20 protein-coding genes are annotated in these 21,493 nt (G+C 69.9%); 9 read left to right on the top strand and 11 right to left on the bottom strand.

What is annotated here, in order from left to right; genetic code table 11:
* Positions 1–44: 44 nt before the first annotated feature.
* The 10 genes from ACSQ11_RS14045 to ACSQ11_RS14000 form a co-directional block, all read right to left on the bottom strand.
* Positions 45–398 (bottom strand): RNA polymerase-binding protein RbpA, encoded by a 354-nt coding sequence (locus tag ACSQ11_RS14045; protein WP_436006411.1) that lies wholly within the window; start codon positions 396–398, stop codon positions 45–47.
* Positions 399–440: 42 nt separating this feature from the next.
* Positions 441–686 (bottom strand): preprotein translocase subunit SecG, encoded by a 246-nt coding sequence (gene secG, locus ACSQ11_RS14040; protein WP_436006409.1) that lies wholly within the window; start codon positions 684–686, stop codon positions 441–443.
* A gap of 65 nt (positions 687–751) precedes the next feature.
* The gene (gene tpiA / locus ACSQ11_RS14035; RefSeq protein ID WP_436006407.1) at positions 752–1,561 is read right to left on the bottom strand and encodes a triose-phosphate isomerase; all 810 of its coding nucleotides are present in this window, start codon (positions 1,559–1,561) and stop codon (positions 752–754) included.
* A gap of 11 nt (positions 1,562–1,572) precedes the next feature.
* A complete protein-coding gene (locus ACSQ11_RS14030) occupies positions 1,573–2,775 on the bottom strand; it encodes a phosphoglycerate kinase (protein WP_436006405.1) in 1,203 nt (400 codons plus the stop codon).
* 14 nt (positions 2,776–2,789) lie between these two features.
* Positions 2,790–3,794 (bottom strand): type I glyceraldehyde-3-phosphate dehydrogenase, encoded by a 1,005-nt coding sequence (gap, locus tag ACSQ11_RS14025; protein WP_436006403.1) that lies wholly within the window; start codon positions 3,792–3,794, stop codon positions 2,790–2,792.
* A 184-nt stretch (positions 3,795–3,978) separates the two neighbouring features.
* Complete coding sequence (gene whiA / locus ACSQ11_RS14020; protein WP_436006401.1) at positions 3,979–4,959, bottom strand: DNA-binding protein WhiA; 981 nt, start codon at positions 4,957–4,959, stop codon at positions 3,979–3,981.
* A 20-nt stretch (positions 4,960–4,979) separates the two neighbouring features.
* On the bottom strand, positions 4,980–5,936 hold the full coding sequence (locus ACSQ11_RS14015) for a gluconeogenesis factor YvcK family protein (RefSeq protein ID WP_436006399.1): 957 nt from the start codon (positions 5,934–5,936) through the stop codon (positions 4,980–4,982).
* Positions 5,933–6,823: an RNase adapter RapZ gene (gene rapZ / locus ACSQ11_RS14010; RefSeq protein ID WP_436006397.1), complete on the bottom strand. Its 891-nt coding sequence runs from the start codon at positions 6,821–6,823 to the stop codon at positions 5,933–5,935. The genes ACSQ11_RS14015 and rapZ overlap by 4 nt, the downstream gene beginning before the upstream one ends.
* Positions 6,816–8,783 (bottom strand): excinuclease ABC subunit UvrC, encoded by a 1,968-nt coding sequence (gene uvrC, locus ACSQ11_RS14005; RefSeq protein ID WP_436006395.1) that lies wholly within the window; start codon positions 8,781–8,783, stop codon positions 6,816–6,818. Before uvrC ends, rapZ begins: the two co-directional genes overlap by 8 nt.
* Before the next feature lie 61 nt (positions 8,784–8,844).
* Positions 8,845–9,327, bottom strand: a complete 483-nt coding sequence (locus ACSQ11_RS14000) for a Rieske (2Fe-2S) protein (RefSeq protein ID WP_436006393.1) — start codon at positions 9,325–9,327, stop codon at positions 8,845–8,847.
* Positions 9,328–9,546: 219 nt separating this feature from the next.
* On the opposite strand from ACSQ11_RS14000, the gene ACSQ11_RS13995 reads away from it, so the two are divergent.
* The 5 genes from ACSQ11_RS13995 to ACSQ11_RS13975 all read left to right on the top strand — a co-directional run bounded on the left by ACSQ11_RS13995 (position 9,547) and on the right by ACSQ11_RS13975 (position 15,129).
* The gene (locus ACSQ11_RS13995) at positions 9,547–10,746 is read left to right on the top strand and encodes a branched-chain amino acid ABC transporter substrate-binding protein (protein ID WP_436006391.1); all 1,200 of its coding nucleotides are present in this window, start codon (positions 9,547–9,549) and stop codon (positions 10,744–10,746) included.
* A gap of 108 nt (positions 10,747–10,854) precedes the next feature.
* Complete coding sequence (locus ACSQ11_RS13990) at positions 10,855–11,778, top strand: branched-chain amino acid ABC transporter permease (protein WP_436006389.1); 924 nt, start codon at positions 10,855–10,857, stop codon at positions 11,776–11,778.
* Positions 11,775–13,553: a branched-chain amino acid ABC transporter permease gene (locus ACSQ11_RS13985; protein ID WP_436006387.1), complete on the top strand. Its 1,779-nt coding sequence runs from the start codon at positions 11,775–11,777 to the stop codon at positions 13,551–13,553. The genes ACSQ11_RS13990 and ACSQ11_RS13985 overlap by 4 nt, the downstream gene beginning before the upstream one ends.
* Positions 13,550–14,419 carry an ABC transporter ATP-binding protein gene (locus ACSQ11_RS13980; protein ID WP_436006385.1) on the top strand — a complete coding sequence of 290 codons (870 nt, stop codon included), beginning with the start codon at positions 13,550–13,552 and terminating at the stop codon, positions 14,417–14,419. Before ACSQ11_RS13985 ends, ACSQ11_RS13980 begins: the two co-directional genes overlap by 4 nt.
* 5 nt (positions 14,420–14,424) lie before the next feature.
* Positions 14,425–15,129: an ABC transporter ATP-binding protein gene (locus ACSQ11_RS13975; protein ID WP_436006798.1), complete on the top strand. Its 705-nt coding sequence runs from the start codon at positions 14,425–14,427 to the stop codon at positions 15,127–15,129.
* 143 nt (positions 15,130–15,272) lie between these two features.
* On the opposite strand, the gene uvrA is transcribed toward ACSQ11_RS13975, so the two are convergent.
* Positions 15,273–18,482, bottom strand: coding sequence for an excinuclease ABC subunit UvrA (gene uvrA / locus ACSQ11_RS13970; RefSeq protein ID WP_436006383.1), 3,210 nt, complete (start codon positions 18,480–18,482; stop codon positions 15,273–15,275).
* Between the two features lie 73 nt (positions 18,483–18,555).
* Between uvrA and ACSQ11_RS13965 the strand changes: the two genes are divergently transcribed.
* From ACSQ11_RS13965 to ACSQ11_RS13950, 4 genes are read left to right on the top strand one after another with little or no spacing between them, the layout of a single operon-like run.
* Entirely contained in the window at positions 18,556–19,707 is a 1,152-nt protein-coding gene (locus ACSQ11_RS13965) for a hypothetical protein (RefSeq protein ID WP_436006381.1), read from the top strand.
* 5 nt (positions 19,708–19,712) lie between these two features.
* Positions 19,713–20,402, top strand: a complete 690-nt coding sequence (locus ACSQ11_RS13960) for a maleylpyruvate isomerase family mycothiol-dependent enzyme (RefSeq protein ID WP_436006379.1) — start codon at positions 19,713–19,715, stop codon at positions 20,400–20,402.
* Between the two features lies 1 nt (position 20,403).
* Positions 20,404–21,069 carry an MBL fold metallo-hydrolase gene (locus tag ACSQ11_RS13955; RefSeq protein ID WP_436006377.1) on the top strand — a complete coding sequence of 222 codons (666 nt, stop codon included), beginning with the start codon at positions 20,404–20,406 and terminating at the stop codon, positions 21,067–21,069.
* Between the two features lie 21 nt (positions 21,070–21,090).
* Positions 21,091–21,492, top strand: coding sequence for an HNH endonuclease (locus ACSQ11_RS13950; RefSeq protein WP_436006375.1), 402 nt, complete (start codon positions 21,091–21,093; stop codon positions 21,490–21,492).
* Position 21,493: the final 1 nt, after the last annotated feature.

Here is a 21,493-nt window from a genome sequence, read left to right as displayed (position 1 = left end):
GGGGCTGTCGTCATAAGGGCTCGCCTCGTCGGGTGAGCCTCTCGCTACTGGATCAGGCCGCGGTCGCGCAGCGCGCCGAGGGCCTCGTCGAGGATGGCTTCGCCGTCCTTGTCGGAGCGGCGCTCCTTCACGTAGGCCAGGTGGGTCTTGTAGGGCTCGACCTTGCTCGGGGCCGGCGGGTTGTCCTTGTCCTGTCCGGCCGGGAAGCCGCAGCGCGGGCAGTCCCACGTCTCCGGGATCTCGAGGTCGGCCTCCTGCGCGAAGCTCGGCCGCGTCTCGTGGCCGTTGGAGCACCAGAACGAGACGTGCACCCGGGGTGCGGCCTCACCACGCTCGGCCTCGCCCATCGGACCTGCGCCGACGCGGCTCCCTCGGATCGCGTTTCCTCCACCAGCCATCGAGATCAGCCTTCTTTCAGGTCGGACCGAGCAGGGTCGGGGTCAGGCGGCGAAACGGTCGAGCACGCCGAGCGCGACGACACAGGTGAACCACACGACCGCGATGGCGATCGTGATGCGGTCGAGGTTGCGCTCGGCAACCGACGATCCGCCGAGCGACGTGGACATACCGCCACCGAACATGTCCGACAGGCCGCCACCCTTGCCCTTGTGCAGCAGGATGAGGAGGGTGAGGAAGAGCCCACCCAGGACCAGGAGGACCTGGAGTCCGATGCGTACCGCGTCCACGGTGCTCCTTGAAGTAGTTCGAGAACGTCGCCCGGTGGGGCGCGGCTACAGGATACCTGCGATCGTCAGCTCGTCTGGAGATGGTCGCGGAAGCGGCAGATCGCGGCGAACTCCGCCGGGTCGATCGACGCCCCGCCGACGAGGGCGCCGTCGACATCCTCCTTGGCCATGATGGCCGCGACGTTGCCCGACTTCACCGAGCCGCCGTAGAGGATGCGGACGCGGTCGGCGAGATCCCCGGAGTAGAGCTCGGCCAGCGCCGTGCGGATCGCGCCGCACACCTCCTGCGCGTCGTCGGGGGTCGCGACCTCGCCGGTGCCGATGGCCCACACGGGCTCATAGGCGATGACGATGCTTGCGGCCTTGTCCGCCGGCAGACCCTCGAGACCGGCCCGCACCTGCGCGAGGACGTGCTCGACATGGGTGCCCGCCTGCCGGATCTCGAGTCCCTCACCGACGCAGAAGATCGGGGTCAGACCGTGCTCGTATGCCGCGGCGACCTTGGTGTTGACCGTCTCGTCGCTCTCGTGGTGGTACTCACGACGCTCGCTGTGCCCGACGACGACGTAGGTGCAGCCGAGCTTGGCGAGGAAGGCACCGCTGATCTCACCGGTGTAGGCGCCGCTGGCGTGCTGCGACAGATCCTGCCCGCCGTACCTGATCGCGAGCCGGTCACCGTCGACGAGCGTCTGCACGCTGCGCAGGTCGGTGAACGGCGGCAGCACGGCCACCTCGACAGCACCGTGGTCGTGCTTGGCGTCCCGCAGCGTCCAGTCGAGCTTCTGGACGAGGTGGGTGGCCTGCAGGTGGTCGAGGTTCATCTTCCAGTTGCCCGCCATGAGCGGGACGCGCTGGGAGGTGGAGGCAGGAGCCATGGTGCGGGGACCTAGCTTTCGTCGAGGACGGTGAGGCCGGGGAGGTCCTTGCCCTCGAGGTACTCGAGGCTGGCACCCCCGCCGGTGGAGATGTGGCCGAACTGGTCGTCGGTGAACCCGAGCTGGCGGACCGCGGCGGCGGAGTCGCCACCGCCGACGACGGTGAGGGCACCGTCGGAGGTGATGTCGACGAGCGCCTTGGCGATGGCGGCGGTGCCGGCGGCATAGGGCGTCATCTCGAAGGCACCCATGGGGCCGTTCCAGAAGACCGTGCGGCAGTCGGCGAGCTTCTCGGCGAAGAGCGCCGACGACTTCGGACCGATGTCGAGACCCATGCGGTCGGCCGGGATCGCGTCGATCCCCACGACCTCGTGGTCGGCGTCGGCAGAGAACTCGGTGGCCGCGACGACGTCGACCGGCAGGACGATCTCGACGCCGCGCTCCTGCGCTTGGTCGAGGTAGCCCTTGACCGTGTCGACCTGGTCGGACTCGAGCAGGCTCGTGCCGACCTCGTGGCCCTGCGCCTTGAGGAACGTGAAGACCATGCCACCACCGATGAGCAGGCGGTCGGCGGTCTGGATGAGGTTGTCGATGACCGCGAGCTTGTCGGACACCTTCGCGCCACCCAGCACGACGGCATACGGGCGTTCGGGGTTGCTCGTGAGGCGACGCAGGACGTCGACCTCGGTCTCGACGAGACCGCCGACGGCCGAGGGCAGCAGACGGGCGACGTCGAAGACCGACGCCTGCTCGCGGTGCACGACCCCGAACCCGTCGGAGACGAACACGTCCGCGAGACCGGCGAGCTGCCCCGCGAACTCGGCCCGCTCGTCGGCCGACTTGGCCGTCTCGCCGGCGTTGAACCGCAGGTTCTCGAGGAGGACGACGTCGCCGTCCTGCGCCGCCTGGACCGTGCCCTGTGCGTTCTCACCCACGGTGTCGGTCGCGAACGTCACGTCGCGCCCGAGCAGCTCGCCGAGACGCGTGGCGACAGGGGCCAGCGAGTACCTGTCCTCGGGGGCGCCCTTGGGCCGCCCGAGGTGGGCGCACACGATGACGCGCGCGCCCGCCTCGGACAGGGCCTTGATCGTCGGGACGGAGGCACGGATGCGTCCGTCATCGGTGATCGTGGAGCCCTCGAGCGGGACGTTGAGGTCGGAGCGGACCAGGACGCGCTTGCCCTGCAGGTCGCCCAGGTCGGCGATCGACTTCATGGTGTCGGGTCCGCTCAGAGCGAGGTGCCGACGAGGGTGACGAGGTCGGCGAGGCGGTTGGAGTAGCCCCACTCGTTGTCGTACCAGCCGACGACCTTGACCTGGTTGCCGATGACCTTGGTGAGGCCGGCGTCGAAGATGCACGACGCGGGGTCGGTCTCGATGTCCTTGGAGACGATCTCGTCCTCGGTGTAGACGAGGATGCCCTTGAGCGGGCCCTCGGCGGCGGCCTTGATCGCGGCGTTGACCTCCTCGACGGTGGTCTCGCGGCCGGCCTCGAAGGTGAGGTCCGTGGCGGAGCCGGTGGGCACGGGGACGCGCAGGGCGTAGCCGTCGAGCTTGCCCTTGAGCTCGGGCAGGACGAGGGCGACGGCCTTGGCGGCACCGGTCGTCGTGGGGACGATGTTGAGCGCGGCGGCGCGGGCGCGGCGCAGGTCCTTGTGCGGGCCGTCGTGGAGGTTCTGGTCGCCGGTGTAGGCGTGGATCGTCGTCATGAGGCCCTTGACGATGCCGAACTCGTCGTTGAGCACCTTGGCCATGGGCGCGAGGCAGTTCGTCGTGCACGAGGCGTTGGAGATGATCGTGTGCTGGCCGGCGTCGTAGGCGTCGTCGTTGACGCCCATGACGATGGTGACGTCCTCGTTCTTGGCCGGGGCCGAGATGATGACCTTCTTGGCGCCGTTGTCGACGTGGACCTTGGCCTGGTGGGCGTCGGTGAAGAAGCCGGTGGACTCGATGACGACGTCGGCGCCGACCTCGCTCCACTTGAGGTTGGCGGGGTCGCGCTCGGCGAAGACCTTGAACGTCTTGTCGCCGGCGGTGATGTCGGTGTCGGTCGAGGTGACATCACCGTCGAAGCGACCCAGGATCGAGTCGTACTTGAGCAGGTGCGCCAGCGTGGCGTTGTCGGTGAGGTCGTTGACGGCGACGATCTCGATGTCGGCGCCGGACGCGATCACGGCGCGGTAGAAGTTGCGGCCGATGCGGCCAAAGCCATTGATGCCAACGCGGACAGTCACGAGCGGTCTGCCTTCCGAAGAGGTTGGGGGCGCACATGGAGGGGCCACGGCACCCGTGATGCCCTCAACCCTAGTGGTGTGACCCGGGTCACGTTCGCGGAGGTCCGCAGTGCGGAACGGTCTGTCCCGCTGCTCCACCCCCAGCATGATCGGGTCGCCCGATCATGCTGGCCCGCAACCGGGGTCAGCTGTCGAGCATGTCCGGGGTGAGGTTGGCATCGGTGCCGGGCAGGCCGAGGTCCTCGGCGCGCTTGTCGGCCATCGCGAGCAGGCGGCGGATGCGACCTGCCACGGCGTCCTTGGTCATCGCGGGCTGGGCCAGCTGGCCGAGCTCCTCGAGGGACGCCTGCTTGTGCTGGAGCCGGAGCTGGCCGGCCTCGCGCAGGTGGTCGGGGATGTCGTCGCCGAGGATCTCGAGCGCCCGGCCGACGCGTGAGCCGGCCGCGACCGCGGCCCGCGCCGACCGGCGCAGGTTGGCGTCGTCGAAGTTGGCGAGCCGGTTGGCGGTGGCGCGGACCTCACGCCGCATCCGGCGCTCCTCCCAGGCCATGACGGCGTCGTGGGCGCCGAGCCGGGTGAGCATCGCGCCGATCGCGTCACCGTCGCGGATGACCACCCGGTCGATGCCACGCACCTCGCGCGCCTTGGCCTGGATGCCGAGCCGGCGCGCGGCGCCGACGAGGGCGAGCGCGGCCTCGGGTCCCGGGCAGGTGAGCTCGAGCGCGGAGGAGCGACCGGGCTCGGTGAGCGAGCCGTGGGCGAGGAAGGCGCCACGCCACGCGGCCTCGGCGTCGCAGACGGACCCCGAGACGACCTTGGGCGGCAAGCCCCGCACCGGGCGCCCGCGGCCGTCGATGAGCCCGGTCTGGCGCGCCAGGGCCTCGCCGTCCTGGACGACGCGCACGACGTAGCGGCTGCCCTTGCGCAGCCCACCGGCCGCGAGCACGAGCACCTCGGGCGTCTGGCCGTAGAGCTCGTGGATCTCGCGGCGCAGCCGCCGGGCAGCGTTCGCCGTGTCGAGCTCCGCCTCGACGACGATCCGACCCCCGATGATGTGCAGACCGCCCGCGAACCTCAGCGTGGCGGCAACCTCCGACTTGCGGCAGCAGGGCTTGGTCACCTCGTGGCGGCTGAGCTCGTCCTTCACCTTCGCCGTCATTGCCATGCCGGTCATCCTGCCACGCGTCATGAGGGGCGGCTCCCCGAGCCAAGGATGTCCTGCAGTGCGGCCGCCAGGCGGAGCCGGTCGTGCTGGGTCGGTGACGTCGACATGCCCACGGGGTGGACGTGTAGCTCGGCCCCCACCTCGCGACACGCCTCAGCGAGAGCCGATTCGTCGTCGACGACCGACGGATCCGCGAGCACGGCGTCGAGCTGGATCTCGGGCGCGTAGGCCGCGAACGACTGCAGGTGGTGGGTCGCGCTGAACCCCGCGGTCTCGGTCGTCACCATCTCGAGGTTGAGGACGAGCAGCCGCTTGGCCCGGGTGACGGCGAGGGCCTCGGCGAGGTCCGGGACGAGCAGGTGCGGCATCACCGACGTGAACCAGGACCCCGGCCCGAGGATGACCCAGTCGGCCGAGCGGATCGCCGCGACGGACTCCGGATACGCGGGCGGGTCCGGTGGCAGCAGCCTCACCTCACGCACCTGTCCGCGCGTCTTGGCAACCTGGGCCTGCCCCCGGACCACGGACACCTCGTAGGGGGAGTCCGCCCGGGCGCCGAGCACGTCGGCCTCGATGTCGAGCGGCACCGCCGCCATCGGCAGGACGCGGCCGCGGGCGTTGAGCAGGCGACCGACGAGCTCCAGCCCGGCGACCGGGTCGTCGTGCAGCTCCCACAGCGCGACGATGAGAAGGTTGCCGAGGGCGTGGCCACCCAGCGGGCCGGTGCCCTCGAACCGGTGCTGGAGCACGTCGCGCCAGGTGTGCCCCCACTCGGTCTCCTCGCACAGCGCCGACAGCGCCATCCGCAGGTCCCCCGGCGGCAGCACGCCGAACTCGCCACGCAGGCGACCCGAGGAGCCCCCGTTGTCGGCGACCGTGACGATCGCGGTGATCTCGTCGGTGACGAAGCGCAGCGCGGCCAGGGAGGCCGACAGGCCGTGCCCTCCACCGAGCGCCGCGACGACCGGCCCGCTCACTCGCGTCCCAGGTCTCGGTGGACGAGGAAGGTGTCGATCCGACCGGTGCGCAGCCGCTCGGCGAGGGCCTCGGCCATGGCGACCGACCGGTGCTTGCCGCCGGTGCACCCGATAGCGAGCGTGGCATAGCGCCGCCCCTCGGACAGGTAGCCGCGGGTGACGGGCTCCATGAGCGACACCACCCTGTCGAGGAACTCGTGGGCGCCCTCCTGCCCCAGCACGTGATCGGACACGGCCGAGTCGCGCCCGTCGAGGTTGCGCAGCTCGGGCACCCAGAACGGGTTGGGCAGGAAGCGCATGTCGAAGACGAAGTCGGCGTCGAGAGGCACGCCGTACTTGAAGCCGAAGGACAGCAGGGCGAGCCGCAGCGACGGCCCGCGGTTCTTGCCGAAGAGCGGCGAGACCTTGCGGGCGAGCTGGTGGACGTTGAGTCCGGAGGTGTCGATGACGATCTGCGCCTTGGAGCGCAGGTCGCGCAGCACCTCGCGCTCGTTCTGGATGCCGTCGAGCAGGCGGCCCTCGCCCTGGAGGGGGTGCGGTCGGCGGACCGACTCGAAGCGACGGACGAGAGCCTCGTCGGTGGCGTCGAGGAAGACGAGCTGCGGCGTCCACCCCTTCTCGCGCAGCTGCTGCACCGCGCCGTCGAACGCCGCGAAGAACTGCTTGCTGCGCACGTCGACGACGGCAGCGATCTTGATGGCGTCGACCGTGTCACGCGTCTTGTCGCCCAGCTCGGCCATCGAGTTGAGCAGCTGCGGAGGGAGGTTGTCCACGACGTACCAGCCCTGGTCCTCCATGACGTTGGCCGTCGTGGTGCGCCCGGCCCCGCTCATCCCCGTCACGATGACGAAGTCGGCTCCGGAGGCCGTGGCGGCATCCTCAGTCATTGCTCTCCCTGGGCTCGTCGACGATCTCGCCGGTCATGAGGTTCACGGTCGGTTCCGCTGGTGCACCAGTCAACTCGCGTTGGATGACCTCCGCCAGTGCACGACCGATGCCGGGCACCTCGACGAGCTCCTCGGCACTCGCGGCGCGGATCCGCTTGACCGAGCCGAACTGCTTGAGCAGCGCCTTGCGCTTGACGTCGCCCAGACCGGGTATGCCGTCGAGGGCCGAGTTCGTCATGGCCTTGCTCCGGCGCTGACGGTGGAAGGTGATGGCGAAGCGGTGGGCCTCGTCGCGCAGGCGCTGCAGGAGATAGAGGCCCTCGCTCGTGCGCGGGAGGACGACCGGGAAGTCCTGTCCGGGCACCCAGACCTCCTCGAGCCGCTTGGCCAGGCCGACGACGGAGACGTCGACGATGCCGAGGTCCTCGATGGCGCGGGCGGCGGCGTTGACCTGGGGCAGGCCGCCGTCGACGACGACGAGCTGGGGCGGGTACGCGAAGCGGGTCGGCCGCCCCGTCTCCTCGTCGCGGCCCTGCGGCTCGTCGCGCTCCTTGAGGTAGCGCCGGAACCTGCGGGTGAGGACCTCGTGCATGGCGGCGGTGTCGTCGATGGTCGCCGCGGCGCCGTCCTCGTCGTGCTGTCCGCGCACGATGAACCGGCGGTACTCCCCCTTGCGTGGCAGCCCGTCTTCGAACACGACCATCGAGCCGACGACCTGGGTGCCCTGGACGTGGCTGATGTCGAAGCACTCGATGCGCAGCGGCGACTCGTCGAGCTCGAGCAGCTCCTGGAGCTGCTGCAGCGCCTGCGACCGTGCGGTGAGGTCGCCGGCACGCGCGACCTTGTGCCGGGCGAGGCTCTGCGTCGCATTGCGCTCCACGGTCTCCATGAGGGTGCGCTTGTCACCGCGCTGCGGCACGCGCAGGTCCACCCTGCTTCCCCGCAGGCCGGACAGCCACTCGCCGAGCGACCCGTCGTCCTCGGGCAGGACGGGCACGAGCACCTCGCGCGGCACCGCCTCGCCCTCCTCACCGCCGTAGAGCTGCTGGAGGAGGTGCCCGACGACCTCGGGCACGGTCTCGAACTCCTTCTCGGCGACCCAGCCTCGCTGGCCGCGGATCCGCCCGCCGCGGACGTGGAAGACCTGCACCGCGACCTCGAGCTCGTCGTCGGCGAGGGCGAAGACGTCGGCGTCGGTGCCGTCACCGAAGACGACGGCGGACTTCTCGAGCACCCGCTGCAGCGCGCCGATGTCGTCGCGCAGCCGGGCGGCCTGCTCGAACTCGAGCTCGTCGGACGCGGCCTTCATCTGGCGCTCGAGCCGCTTGACGAACTTCGAGCTCTCCCCCGCCATGAAGTCGCAGAAGTCCTCGGCGATCCGGCGGTGGTGCTCGGCGTCGACCCGCTCGACGCACGGGGCGGAGCACTTGTCGATGTAGCCGAGCAGGCACGGACGCCCCACCTGGCTGGCGCGCTTGAAGACGCCGGCGGAGCAGGTCCGCATGGGGAACACGCGCAGCGCCTGGTCGAGCGTCTCGCGGATGGCCCACGCGTGGGCGTAGGGCCCGAAGTAGCGCGTGCCCTTGCGCTTGGCGCCGCGCATGACCTGCGCGCGCGGGAACTCCTCGCCCATCGTCACCGCGAGGTAGGGGTAGGACTTGTCGTCGCGGTACTTGACGTTGAACCGCGGGTCGAACTCCTTGATCCACGAGTACTCGAGCTGGAGCGCCTCGACCTCGGTCGTGACGATCGTCCACTCGACGCTCGCGCCGGCGAGCACCATCGACGCGGTCCGCGGGTGCAGCTGCCCGATGTCCTGGAAGTACGAGGACAGGCGCGAGCGCAGCGACTTGGCCTTGCCGACGTAGATGACGCGGCCGTCCTTGTCGCGGAACCGGTAGACCCCGGGGTCGGTCGGGATCTCCCCCGGCCGGGGACGGTAGGTCGAGGGATGGGCCACGGACCAACCCTAGGACGAGCCCCTGACGGGACGACACGGCATACGCGCGTATGCCGTCCGCTCAGCTGACGCTGATGCCGTCGGCTCCCACGGTGACCTTCTTCTCGGGCAGCGGTTTGGTGGCCGGGCCGCCCTTGACCTCACCCGTGGCGATGTCGAACTTGCTGCCGTGGCAGGAGCAGTTGATGGTGCCCCCGTCGACACCAGTCACCGTGCAGCCCTGGTGCGTGCAGACGGCTGAGAACGCCTTGTAGTCGCCCTCGGTCGGCTGGGTCACGACGACCTTGGCCGAGTCGAAGACCTTGCCGCCGCCCACGGGGATGTCCGCCTTCTGCGCGAGGTCCTTGACGGCGCCCGCCGCACTGGACGCCGCATCGCTCACCGCACCTCCCGCGGCCTCGTCGACGTCGGAGCCGCACGCCGTGAGGCCGGCACCGGCGACGGCGACGACACCGGCCGCGCGCAGGGCGTCACGGCGGCCGCAGCAGCCGAGGACGGAGGGTGTGGACGCCGGGCTGACCTGACCTTCGGTTTTCGTCTCCATCGCGTCAGTATGCCGACGGATTCTGTTGTCTGCCTGTGAAGATCGCACAGATTTGTGTGCTTTTGGCCTTGGTAACGACTCGGCACAATATCGCCGAAGTCCTCTGGAAATGGACGGGCCCGTGGCTATTGTTCGGGTGCTCGCACACCCGTCGCGAGCTCCGCGTCCACAGGCCGCGGAGAAAGAATTCCAGGAGGAAACGTGGCTCAGCGTTCCGTCATGACCGTCGGCGCTTCGATGCTGGTGGCTTCACTCGCCCTCGCAGGCTGTGGCACCCGCGGCGAGGACAGCAACGACACCGGCGGCGACACCGGCGGCAGCGCCAAGGTCGCCAAGATCGGCGTCATCGCCCCCCTCTCGGGTGACCTGTCGGCACTCGGCAAGGGCATCCAGCACTCCGTCGAGCTGGCCGTCAAGCAGGCCAACGACTCCAAGGCGATCGAGGGCTGGACCCTCGAGGTCGAGGCCGTGGACGACGAGGGCAAGGCCGACGTCGGCAAGAACGGCGCGACCAAGCTCGCGTCCGACGACCAGGTCATCGGCGTCGTCGGCAACCTCAACTCGAGCGTCAGCCAGCAGACCCAGCCGGTCTTCGCGGCCGCCAACATCACGCAGATCTCGCCGGCCAACACCGGGCCGAGCCTGACCCGTGGCGCCGATGGCAACTCGCGTCCCTACAAGACGTTCTTCCGTACCTGCACCACGGACATCGCGCAGGGTGGCTTCGCGGCCAAGTTCCTCATCGACCAGGGCATCAAGACGGTCGCGACGATCCACGACAAGAAGACCTACGGCCAGGGCCTGGTCAAGTACTTCACCGAGGCCTACAAGGCTGCCGGTGGCACCGTGGTCGCCGCCGAGACGATCAACCCGGACGAGTCCAACTACGCCCCGGTCGTCTCCAAGGTCGCTCCGTCCAAGCCGGGCGCCGTCTACTACGGCGGTGAGTACCCCCAGGCCGGTCCACTGTCCAAGCAGATGAAGGCCGGTGGCCTCAACGTCCCGCTCATGGGTGGCGACGGCATCTTCGACCCGAAGTTCGTCGAGCTCGCGGGCTCCACCTCCAACGGCGACCTCGCCACCTCCGTCGGTGAGCCCACCGAGAACAGCGAGGCCGGCAAGAAGTTCCTCGCCGACTACGAGGCCGCGAAGTACGCCGAGCCGGCCGCTGCCTACGGTGGCTACTCCTACGACGCCGCCAACGCCATCATCGAGGCCCTCAAGACGTCGCTCAAGGACGCCGAGGACGTCAAGGGTGCCCGCCAGGCCACGGTCGACGCGGTCGGCAAGGTCTCGTTCGACGGCGTCACCGGCAAGGTCTCGTTCGACGAGTTCGGCGACACCCTCGTCAAGGTCATCACAGGCTACAAGGTCGAGGGCGGCAAGTTCGTCAGCGTCAAGTCCGAGAACGTGACCTGACGGCACCGGCCGACACGCTGACGTAGTAGTTCATTCGAGCAGGGGCGGACGAGTGTCCGCCCCTGCTTGAATGTGCCAACCCTTCAAAGGAGAGGTGACGGGTCCACGATGACCGAGTTCCTTCAACAAATTGTGAACGGCTTGACCCTTGGGTCGCTGTACGCCCTGATCGCCGTCGGCTACACCGTCGTCTACGGCATCGTGCAGCTGATCAACTTCGCCCACGGTGAGGTCTTCATGATCGGGGCGTTCGGCGCCCTGGCCACGTGGACGGTCCTCTTCAAGGGCCAGACCGGCCTGTGGGTCCTCCCGATCATGGTGCTCGGCGCCGTGCTCGTGTCCGTGCTCACCGCCGTGATCATGGAGCGGATCGCCTACCGACCCCTGCGCGGCGCACCCCGCCTCGCCCCGCTCATCACCGCCATCGGCATCTCGGTCTTCCTGCAGGAGGCCGTCCGCCTGTTCTACCCCGGCGCCAAGAGCAAGCTCAGCTTCCCCGAGATCGAGGTCGTCACGGGCCCGGGGCTCGCGATCGGTGGCCTCAACATCCAGCGCGCCGCGGTGTTCACCGTCGGCGCGCTCGTCCTGTCGGCCGCGCTGCTCTGGTACTTCGTCAACCGGACCCGGCTCGGACAGGGCATGCAGGCCGTCTCGCAAGACCCGGACACGGCCCAGCTCATGGGCATCAACGTCAACCGGATCATCGTCATCGCCTTCGCCCTGGGCGCGTCCCTCGCAGCGGTCGGCGGAGTCGCGCAGGGTCTGCTCAACTCCAACATCGACTTCCGGATGGGCTTCCTCGCCGGCCTCAAGGCCTTCACGGCAGCTGTCCTCGGAGGCATCGGCAACATCCAGGGCGCCATCGTCGGTGGGCTCGTCCTCGGCATCGCCGAGTCCATGGCAACCCAGTTCATCCCCGGCCAGTTCGGTGGATCCGCATGGAAGGACGTGTGGGCGTTCGTGCTCCTCATTCTCGTGCTCGTCTTCAGGCCCCAGGGCCTGCTCGGCGCCCGGGTGGTGGACCGCGCATGAGCACCTCGACCCCCTCGAACCCGCCCACGCCGGCCGCCTCGGTCGCCCCCGCGCACTCCGACCACGACGACGAGCTCGTCAAGGTCCACTGGCTCGACCGCGTCCCCGGTCGCGGCAACCCGGCAGCCTGGCCGCTCGGCCTCGCCGGTGCGCTCGTCCTCATCGCGGGCACGTTCCTCTCGTGGAGCTACACCAACGACGTCCTCGGCGACCTGTCGGTCAACTTCTGGCCCGGCGGCGTGCAGATCTGCATGATCGTGCTCGGCCTGGTCGCCCTCGTGCTCCTGCTGGCGCACCGCGGACCGCTGGCGCACCTCGGTGCCTGGCTCGACACCGCGACGTCCGTGCGGGCCCTCGGGCTCGGGGCCGTGGCCTACATGCTCGGCGCGCTCGGCACCATCGCCGTGAAGTCCGGCGGCATCATCAACATCAACCCGGGTGGTTGGATCTCCTTGGTCGGCGCGCTCATGCTCGCCGCGTCAGGTCTCATGCTCGTGTCACGACAGACCAAGGACCCACTCTTCGCGAAGACGTCGTCGTGGCTCGAGATCTGCACGATCATCCTGCTCATGGCGCTCGTCCTCTTCGGGGCGGCCTACGCCCTCGACGTGGGTGACGGCGCGAGCTTCGTGCTGTTCCTGCTCTTCGTGGCGGCGGTGGCCTGGGGCCTGTCCAAGGCCGGCGTGTTCACCTGGATCGGTCTCATCGCCCAGAAGAACCGTCAGGTGCTCATGCTCGGAGCCTTCGCGGTGGCGTTCCTCTTCCCGTTCACCCAAGGCGGCTCGGACGAGAACATGTCGATCGCGACGCAGGTCCTGATCTTCGCGGCCACCGCGCTCGGCCTCAACATCGTCGTCGGCCTCGCCGGCCTGCTCGACCTCGGCTACATCGCCTTCCTCGGCGCTGGCGCCTACGTCGGTGCGACGCTGTCCGCCTCGGCCTTCGCGACGATCGACTGGAAGCCACCGTTCCTCGTCGTGGTGCTCCTCGGCGCGTGCTTCTCGGCGCTCCTCGGCCTCATCATCGGATCGCCCACACTCCGCGTCTCGGGTGACTACCTCGCCATCGTGACGCTCGCGTTCGGTGAGATCTTCCGCCTCACGATGGGCAACCTCGACGGCAACAACGGCCCCGTCCTCACCAACGGTCCCAACGGGATCCCCGCCATCCCGGACCTCAACTTCTTCGGGTTCGACTTCGGGCAGCCCCACGTCATCGCCGGCATCACGCTGGGCCGGTTCGCGAACTACTACTTCCTGCTGCTCGTCATCGCGGCGATCATCATCCTCGTCTTCACGCGGCTCAACAACAGCCGAATCGGACGTGGCTGGGTCGCCATCCGCGAGGACGAGAAGGCGGCCGAGGCCATGGGCGTCAACGTCTTCGGCCTCAAGCTGTTCGCCTTCGCCGGTGGCGCGTTCCTCGCCGGCATGGCCGGAACCGTCAAGGCGCACCACGACGTGTCCGTCACCCCCGACCAGTACATCTTCCTCGAGTCCGCGTTCCTGCTCGCCGCGGTCGTCCTCGGCGGCATGGGCACGGTGGCCGGTGTGCTCGTCGGCGCCACGATCCTCAAGCTCCTCCCCGAGAAGCTGCGTTTCGTCGCCGACTACCGCCTGCTCATCTTCGGTCTGGTCCTCGTCCTCATGATGCGGTTCCGTCCCGAGGGCCTCGTGGCCAGCCAGCGGCGCAAGCTCGAGTTCCACGAGGACGACGAGGAGCTCGCGCAACGCATCGAAGAAGTCCATCTCGAGGAAGCGGAGGCCAAGGCATGACCGCCACCGACACCACGCCCGTCGCACCCACCGACACGGCGTCCGGCACGATTCTCGAGGCCCGCGGGGTGACGATGCGCTTCGGCGGTCTCACCGCGGTCAAGGACGTCGACATGGTCGTCCACCCGGGCGAGATCGTCGGTCTCATCGGCCCCAACGGCGCCGGCAAGACGACGTTCTTCAACTGCCTCACCGGCCTCTACAAGCCCACGGAGGGTGAGGTCCGCCTGCTCGGCGAGGTCATCCCCCCGAAGCCGAGGGCGGTCGTCATGGCCGGCATGGCCCGGACGTTCCAGAACATCCGGCTCTTCGCCAACATGACGGCCCTCGAGAACGTCATGGTCGGCCGCTACTGCCGCACCAGCTCGATGGCGCTCACGTCGATCCTCCGCGGGCCGAAGTTTCGGCGGGAGGAGGAGGCCACCCGGGCCCGTGCCCAGGAGCTCCTCGAGTTCGTCGGGCTCGGGGACTCCGCGGAGAACCTCGCCCGCAACATGCCCTACGGCGACCAGCGGCGGCTCGAGATCGCGCGAGCGCTGGCCACCGACCCCAAGCTCATCCTGCTCGACGAGCCCACGGCCGGCATGAACCCGCAGGAGACCAAGCAGGCGAGCGACCTCATCTTCCGGATCCGCGACAGCGGGCTGGCGGTCGTCGTCATCGAGCACGACATGCGGTTCATCTTCAACCTGTGCGACCGCGTGCTGTGCCTCGTGCGCGGCGAGGTCCTCGTCGAGGGCTCGCCGGGTGAGGTCCAGTCCGACCCGCGGGTCATCGAGGCCTACATCGGTGGCGGCGACGACGACGAGGACGAGGTCCGGCCAGCCGACGCCGCGTCCGACCAGACCAAGGAGGAGCAGCAGTGAGCCCCATGCTCGAGGTCAAGGACCTCGTCGTCGCCTACGGCAAGATCAAGGCCGTCAAGGGCATCAGCTTCACCGTCGACGAGGGACAGGTCGTCACCCTCATCGGCACCAACGGTGCGGGCAAGACGACGACCCTGCGCACGATCTCCGGCCTGCTCCGTCCTGCGAGCGGCTCGATCCGCTTCCAGGGCAAGCGCATCGACGAGACGCCGGCGCACGACATCGTCACGCTCGGCCTGGCGCACTCCCCCGAGGGCCGACGGATCTTCCCCCGGCTCTCGGTCGAGCAGAACCTCCTGCTCGGTGCGTTCGCCCGCCGCGACGGTGACATCAAGAAGGACCTCCAGGCGGCCTACGACCTGTTCCCGATCCTCGGCGAACGCCGGTCACAGGCCGCAGGCACCTTCTCCGGTGGTGAGCAGCAGATGCTCGCCATGGGTCGGGCGATGATGAGCCGCCCCAAGCTCCTCATGCTCGACGAGCCGTCGATGGGTCTGTCGCCGCTCATGATGAAGACCGTCATGTCGACCGTGACCACGCTCCAGGAGCAGGGCACGACAATCTTGCTCGTCGAGCAGAACGCCCAGGCGGCCCTCAAGCGGGCGAGCAAGGGCTACGTCCTCGAGGTCGGCAAGATCGTGCTCTCCGGCACGGGTGCCGAGCTGCTCGAGAGCGACGAGGTCCGCAAGGCCTACCTCGGCGAGGACTAGGCGTCAGGTCCCACGCGCCCACGCAGAGCGTGGGCCCCGTGCGTGGGCCTGAGCCCGGGTCCCACCCACACGAAGGCCCCGCACCGTTCTCGGTGCGGGGCCTTCGTGGTGTGCAGGACGACGGGGGTATGCCATCCTGCGCGCTAGGCGCTCTTGCGCGGCGTCCGCTTCGTGCCGGTGGTGCGCGCCGTCGTCGTGGCGGGTGCGGCGGTCCTGGCGGCGGCGGTCTTCTTGACCACCGCCTTCTTCGCCGTGGCCTTCGTCGCCGCCGACTTCTTGGCCACCGACTTCGTGGCCGCCGACTTCTTGGCAGCTGTCTTGCCGGAGGCCTTCGTCGTCGAGGACTTCGTGGCGGCGGCCCTGCCCGAGGCGGAGTTGGCCGATGACGCACCCTTGGCCGACGCCGTGGCGCGGGTCGGAGTGCGCGACGTCTTGGCGAGGACCGGGGCGAGGAAGCGACCGGTGTGGCTGTCGGGGTTGGCCGCGACCTCCTCGGGGGTGCCGGTGGCCACGACCGTGCCGCCCTTGTTGCCACCCTCGGGGCCGAGGTCGACGATCCAGTCGGCGCTCTTGATGACGTCGAGGTTGTGCTCGATGACGAGAACGCTGTTGCCCTTGTCGACGAGACCCTGGAGGACTCCGAGGAGCTTGCGGATGTCCTCGAAGTGCAGACCGGTCGTCGGCTCGTCGAGGACGTAGATGGTCCGGCCGGTCGAACGCTTCTGCAGCTCGGTCGCGAGCTTGACGCGCTGGGCCTCGCCGCCGGAGAGCGTCGGCGCGGGCTGGCCGAGGCGGACGTAGCCGAGGCCGACCTCGTTGAGGGTCGTCATGTGCCGCGCGATGCCGGGCACCGCCGCGAAGAAGTCGGCGGCCTCCTCGATCGGCATGTCGAGCACGTCGGCGATCGTCTTGCCCTTGAAGTGGACCTCGAGCGTCTCGCGGTTGTAGCGCGCGCCGTGGCACACCTCGCACGGGACGTAGACGTCGGGCAGGAAGTTCATCTCGATCTTGATCGTGCCGTCGCCGGAGCAGGCGTCGCAGCGACCGCCCTTGACGTTGAACGAGAACCGACCGGGCTGGTAGCCACGGATCTTGGCCTCGGTCGTCGTCGCGAAGAGCTTGCGGATCGCGTCGAACACGCCGGTGTAGGTCGCCGGGTTGGACCGCGGGGTGCGGCCGATCGGGCCCTGGTCGACGTGGACGACCTTGTCGAGGTGCTCGAGACCGGTGACGGTGCGGTGGCGGCCCGGGACGTGGCGGGCGCCGTTGAGCTTGTTGGCGAGGACGTTGTAGAGGATGTCGTTGACGAGGGTCGACTTGCCGGACCCCGAGACGCCGGTGACGGCGACGAGGTTGCCGAGCGGGAAGCTCGCGCTCACGTCGTGGAGGTTGTGCTCGCGGGCACCGACGACGGTGACCTCACGGCCGGGGTCCTGCGGGCGGCGCATCGCCGGGAGCGGGATCTCCTCGCGGCCCGACAGGTATTTGCCCGTGAGCGAGGTCTCATGGGTGAGCAGGTCGGCGACGGTGCCGCTGTGGACGACCTCACCACCGTGCTCACCGGCGCCGGGGCCGATGTCGACGACCCAGTCGGCCGTGGCGATGGTGTCCTCGTCGTGCTCGACGACGATGAGGGTGTTGCCGAGGTCGCGCAGGCGGGTGAGGGTCTCGATGAGCCGGTGGTTGTCGCGCTGGTGCAGGCCGATGCTCGGCTCGTCGAGGACGTAGAGGACGCCGACGAGGCCGGAGCCGATCTGGGTCGCGAGCCGGATGCGCTGGGCCTCGCCGCCGGAGAGGGTACCGGCCGGTCGGTCGAGGCTGAGGTAGTCGAGGCCGACGTCGAGCAGGAAGCCGAGGCGGGCGTTGATCTCCTTGATGACCCGCTCGGCGATCTGGCGCTCACGGACCGTGAAGTCGACCTGCTCGAGGAACGTCGCGGAGTCCGAGATCGGCAGGGCGCAGACGTCGGCGATGCTGCGACCACCGATGAGGACCGCCAGGGACTCGGGCTTGAGGCGACTGCCGCGGCACGACGGGCACGGCACCTCGCGCATGTAGCCCTCGTAGCGCTCCCGGCTCCAGTCCGAGTCGGTCTCGGCGTGCCGGCGCTTGACGAACGGGATCGCCCCCTCGAACCCGGTCGTGTAGGAGCGCTCGCGACCGAAGCGGTTGCGGTACTTGACGTGGACCTTGTGGTTGCGGCCGTTGAGGAGCGCCTCGCGCGCCCGCTCCGGCAGGGCCCGCCACGGGACGTCGACGCTGAACTTCAGCTCGGTCGCCAAGGCGCCGAGCACCCGCTGGAAGTACTCGGACGCACCGCTGCCGGACGCCCACGGCGCGATGACGCCCTCGGCGAGGCTCAGCTCGTCGTTGGGAACGATGAGGTCGGCGTCGACCTCGAGCTCGGTGCCGATGCCGGTGCAGACGGGGCAGGCGCCGAACGGCGAGTTGAACGAGAACGAGCGCGGCTCGACCTCGTCCATGGTGAGCGGGTGGTCGTTGGGGCAGGCCATCCGCTCGGAGAACCGGCGCTCGCGCGGCAGGCCGCTCGGGTCGTCGTCGGTGGTGATGTCGACGAACTCGATGACGACGACTCCCCCGGCGAGCCCGAGGGCGGTCTCGACGGAGTCGGTGAGGCGACGCTTGGACGAGGCGTCGCCGCCCTTGGACACGAGGCGGTCGACGACGACGTCGATGCTGTGCTTGATCTGCTTCTCGAGCTTGGGCGGCTCGGTGAGGGAGATGACCTCGCCGTCGACCCGGGCGCGCGCGAATCCCTTGGACTGGAGCTCGGCGAAGAGGTCGACGTACTCGCCCTTGCGGGCGCGCACGACCGGCGCGAGCACCTGGAAGCGGGTGCGCTCGGGCAGCTCGAGGAGGCGGTCGACGATCTGCTGCGGGCTTTGCCGGGTGATCGGCTCGCCACACGTCGGGCAGTGCGGGCGGCCCGCACGGGCGAAGAGCAGACGGAGGTAGTCGTAGACCTCGGTGATCGTGCCGACCGTCGAGCGCGGGTTGCGGTTGGTCGACTTCTGGTCGATCGACACCGCCGGCGAAAGGCCCTCGATGAAGTCGACGTCGGGCTTGTCCATCTGCCCGAGGAACTGGCGGGCGTAGGCGGACAGCGACTCGACGTAGCGGCGCTGGCCCTCGGCGAAGATCGTGTCGAACGCCAGCGACGACTTGCCGGACCCCGACAGCCCCGTGAAGACGACGAGCGAGTCGCGTGGCAGCTCGACGGAGATGTCCTTGAGGTTGTGCTCGCGCGCGCCACGCACCACGAGGTGGTCGTGGGTGGCGCTCCCGGAGCGGCGGGAGGAGGAAGAGGTCACAGCAGAAGTCACGTCCTCCATGCTAGGTGTCCGCACCGACAGCCCCCATTCCGAGCCGGTCCGCGGTCGCCCGTCGAGAACTAGAGTGACGGACGTGAGCGTGCGTGCCGGGCTCGTCGGGGTGGCTGTCGGAGCCGTCGCGCTGCTCGGAGCATGCACGTCGGCACCGACCACCTCACCACGCACCCCCACCACGTCGGCGGCCACCCTCGACTGGATCCGGGTGGACCTGCCCGGAGGGCTCGAACCCGTCACGCTGGTGACGTCGCCCGCGGGAGTCGTCGTGGGCGCCTACGGCCCCGGGCGTCCCCACCCCCACCTGCTCGCCGGACCCGGTGCGACATCCCTCCGCGAGGTCCCACTGACCCCGAGGTCGCCCTACGCCTTCGAGGGGCGCTGGCTCCAGCTCGCCACCGACGGCGACCGGATCGACGCCGTCGCCGGCGCCCGGGGCGGCGCGCACGGCAACTACCGGTGGACGACGTGGACCGGGACCGCCGCGGGCGTCGAGGAGCAGGAGCAACCGTTCGGCGTGTTCGGCAGCTACGGCGCCGGAGACCTCGCGGGGATCGCGTATGCCGGCCGCTCACCCGTCGTCCTCGGCGCCTGGCAGAGCGAGCGGACCGGCATGGACGTCGCGACCTGGAACCGCACCGGCGACCGGTGGGCCCGGGTGCCGTCGACCGGGACGCCCCTCGCGAGCACCCCGCAGGAGCTCGCCGACGCCCGGGTCGTCACCACCCGCGGGGAAGGGCTGCTCCTGGGCGGGTCGGTCACGCACCTCGCACCCGGGTCCGTCGAGGTCGCGCCGGTGGTCTGGTCCGCACCCGGACCGAGCGGGCCGTGGACGCGGGTGGGTCTCCCGCGCACCGGGAACAGCGGCACCGCCGAGGTCCAGGGCGCTCGCTGCACCGGCGCCCGCTGCCTGCTCACCGGGGTCACCGATGGCCGCCTCTCGGTCTGGAAGGTGGAGGCAGGCACCCAAGGTGAGGTGGACGGCATACCGAGTGTCGAGATCCACGAGAACGGCTCGGTCCTCTCTCCCGTGACCCTGGGTGGGAGCGACGTCGTCGTCGCTCCGACGGCCTCGGGCTCGACCGTGCTCCGCCACGACGGCGCGTCCTGGACCACCGCCCAGGGGCCCGCGGGGACCCCCACGTCGGTCGCCGCCCTCGGGGACGAGCTGTGGGTCGTGATGGATGACGCGCGAGGGTCCACCACCCTGTGGCGGTCGCGCGTAGCCTGACGACCGTGACCGACCTCCTCGCCGCCATCGACACGCACACCGCCCGGCTCGTCTCGGAGGCCCGCGCCTGCGACGACCTCGCCGCCCCCAGCCTCTGCGAGGGCTGGACCCGCGACCACGTGCTCAACCACCTCGCCCGCAACGCCGAGGCGCTGTGCCGGCTCGTCCGCTCGGCCGTGGACAGCACCGGCGAGACCATGTACGCCTCGCCCGAGCGCCGCGACTCCGACATCGACGACGGCGTCGGGCGCCCCGCCGACGTGGTCGTCGGTGAGGTCGAGGACACCGCGGTGCCGCTCGCCGAGGACCTGCGCCGTCTCGGCCCTCAGCACCGCGACCTCGTGCTCGAGCGCACGCCCGGCGGGCCGACGTTCAAGGGCGGGATGTTGCCGTTCATGCGGCTGCGCGAGGTCGTCTACCACCACGTCGACCTCGACCTCGACTTCGGCTTCGACGACCTCGCCGGCGACCTCCAGGTGCTCTTCATCGACAACGAGATCAAGCGACAGCAGGGCGTGCCCGGTGCACCGTCCCTCACCCTGCGCAGCGACGAGGGCGACGTCTGGACCCTCGGTGACGGCGGCGACGACGCCCCCGTCACCGGTTCGCGCGGTGGCATCCTGCGGTGGCTGGCCCGCCAGGACCCCAGCGGCGTGCGAGCCGACACGCTGCCCGAGCTGACGACGGGACTGTGACATGACGGCATACGACGGAGACGTCTCCCCCGGCGGCGCGACGCAGACCCGCGAGCTCGAGCGGCTCGTCATCCGCAAGATCGCGGTGTCCGAGATGTCGAACAACGCCTACCTGCTCACCTGCCGCGCGACGGGCGAGCAGCTGCTCGTCGACGCCGCAGACGATGCTGCCCGCCTCACCGCCCTCGTGCGCGAGGGCAGCGGCAGCCTCGACCACCTGGTGACGACGCACCAGCACTGGGACCACGTGCGGGCGCTGGTCGAGCTCGTCGACGCCTTCCACCCCCGCACCTACGCGGGCGCCGACGACGCGGACGCCCTGCCCGTGCGTCCCGACGTGAGGCTCCGGCACGGCGACACGGTCACGGTGGGCGAGGTCCGTCTCGACGTCGTGCACCTGCGCGGCCACACCCCCGGTTCGGTCGCCCTCGCCTACGACGACCCCGCCGGACCGACCCACCTCTTCACGGGCGACTCGCTCTTCCCCGGCGGTATCGGCAACACGAAGAACGAGGGCCAGAGCTTCGACAGCCTCATCGAGGACGTCACGACCCGCGTGTTCGACGTCTACGCCGACGAGACCTGGGTCTATCCCGGGCACGGCGGCGACACCACCCTCGGCGTCGAGCGCCCGCACCTCGCGGAGTGGCGCGAACGCGGCTGGTAGGCCCCGACCTACAGTGGCGTCGTGGCGGTCAAGCGGAGTCGGAGAGCCGTGGCGGCCCGGCGCCGCAAGCGCCGGATGGACGCGGTCGAGCACGACCTCAGCGACGAGCAGTGGGAGGCGCTGAAGTCGGCGTGGGGTGGCTGCGCCTACTGCGGCGCCACCGACCGGCCGCTCCAGCGTGACTGCGTCCTGCCGATCTCCCGCGGCGGGCGCTACACCCTCGACAACATCGCCCCCGCCTGCGGACCGTGCAACGCGAGCAAGTGCAACGACGAGGTCACCGGCTGGCTCCGCCGCAAGCGCTACGACGAGCGCGCCTTCCTCGAGCGCCACGTCCGGGTCAGGACCCTGCTCGCGACAGTGCCCGCAGCCGTCTCACGAGATGGCGCCGACGAAGCCGGTCCGCCGCCGGTCCTAGCCTGAC

It is taken from the genome of Knoellia sp. LjRoot47, assembly GCF_964253435.1.
GTDB lineage: Bacteria > Actinomycetota > Actinomycetes > Actinomycetales > Dermatophilaceae > Knoellia.
This window is presented reverse-complemented; position numbering and strand designations above follow the sequence as displayed.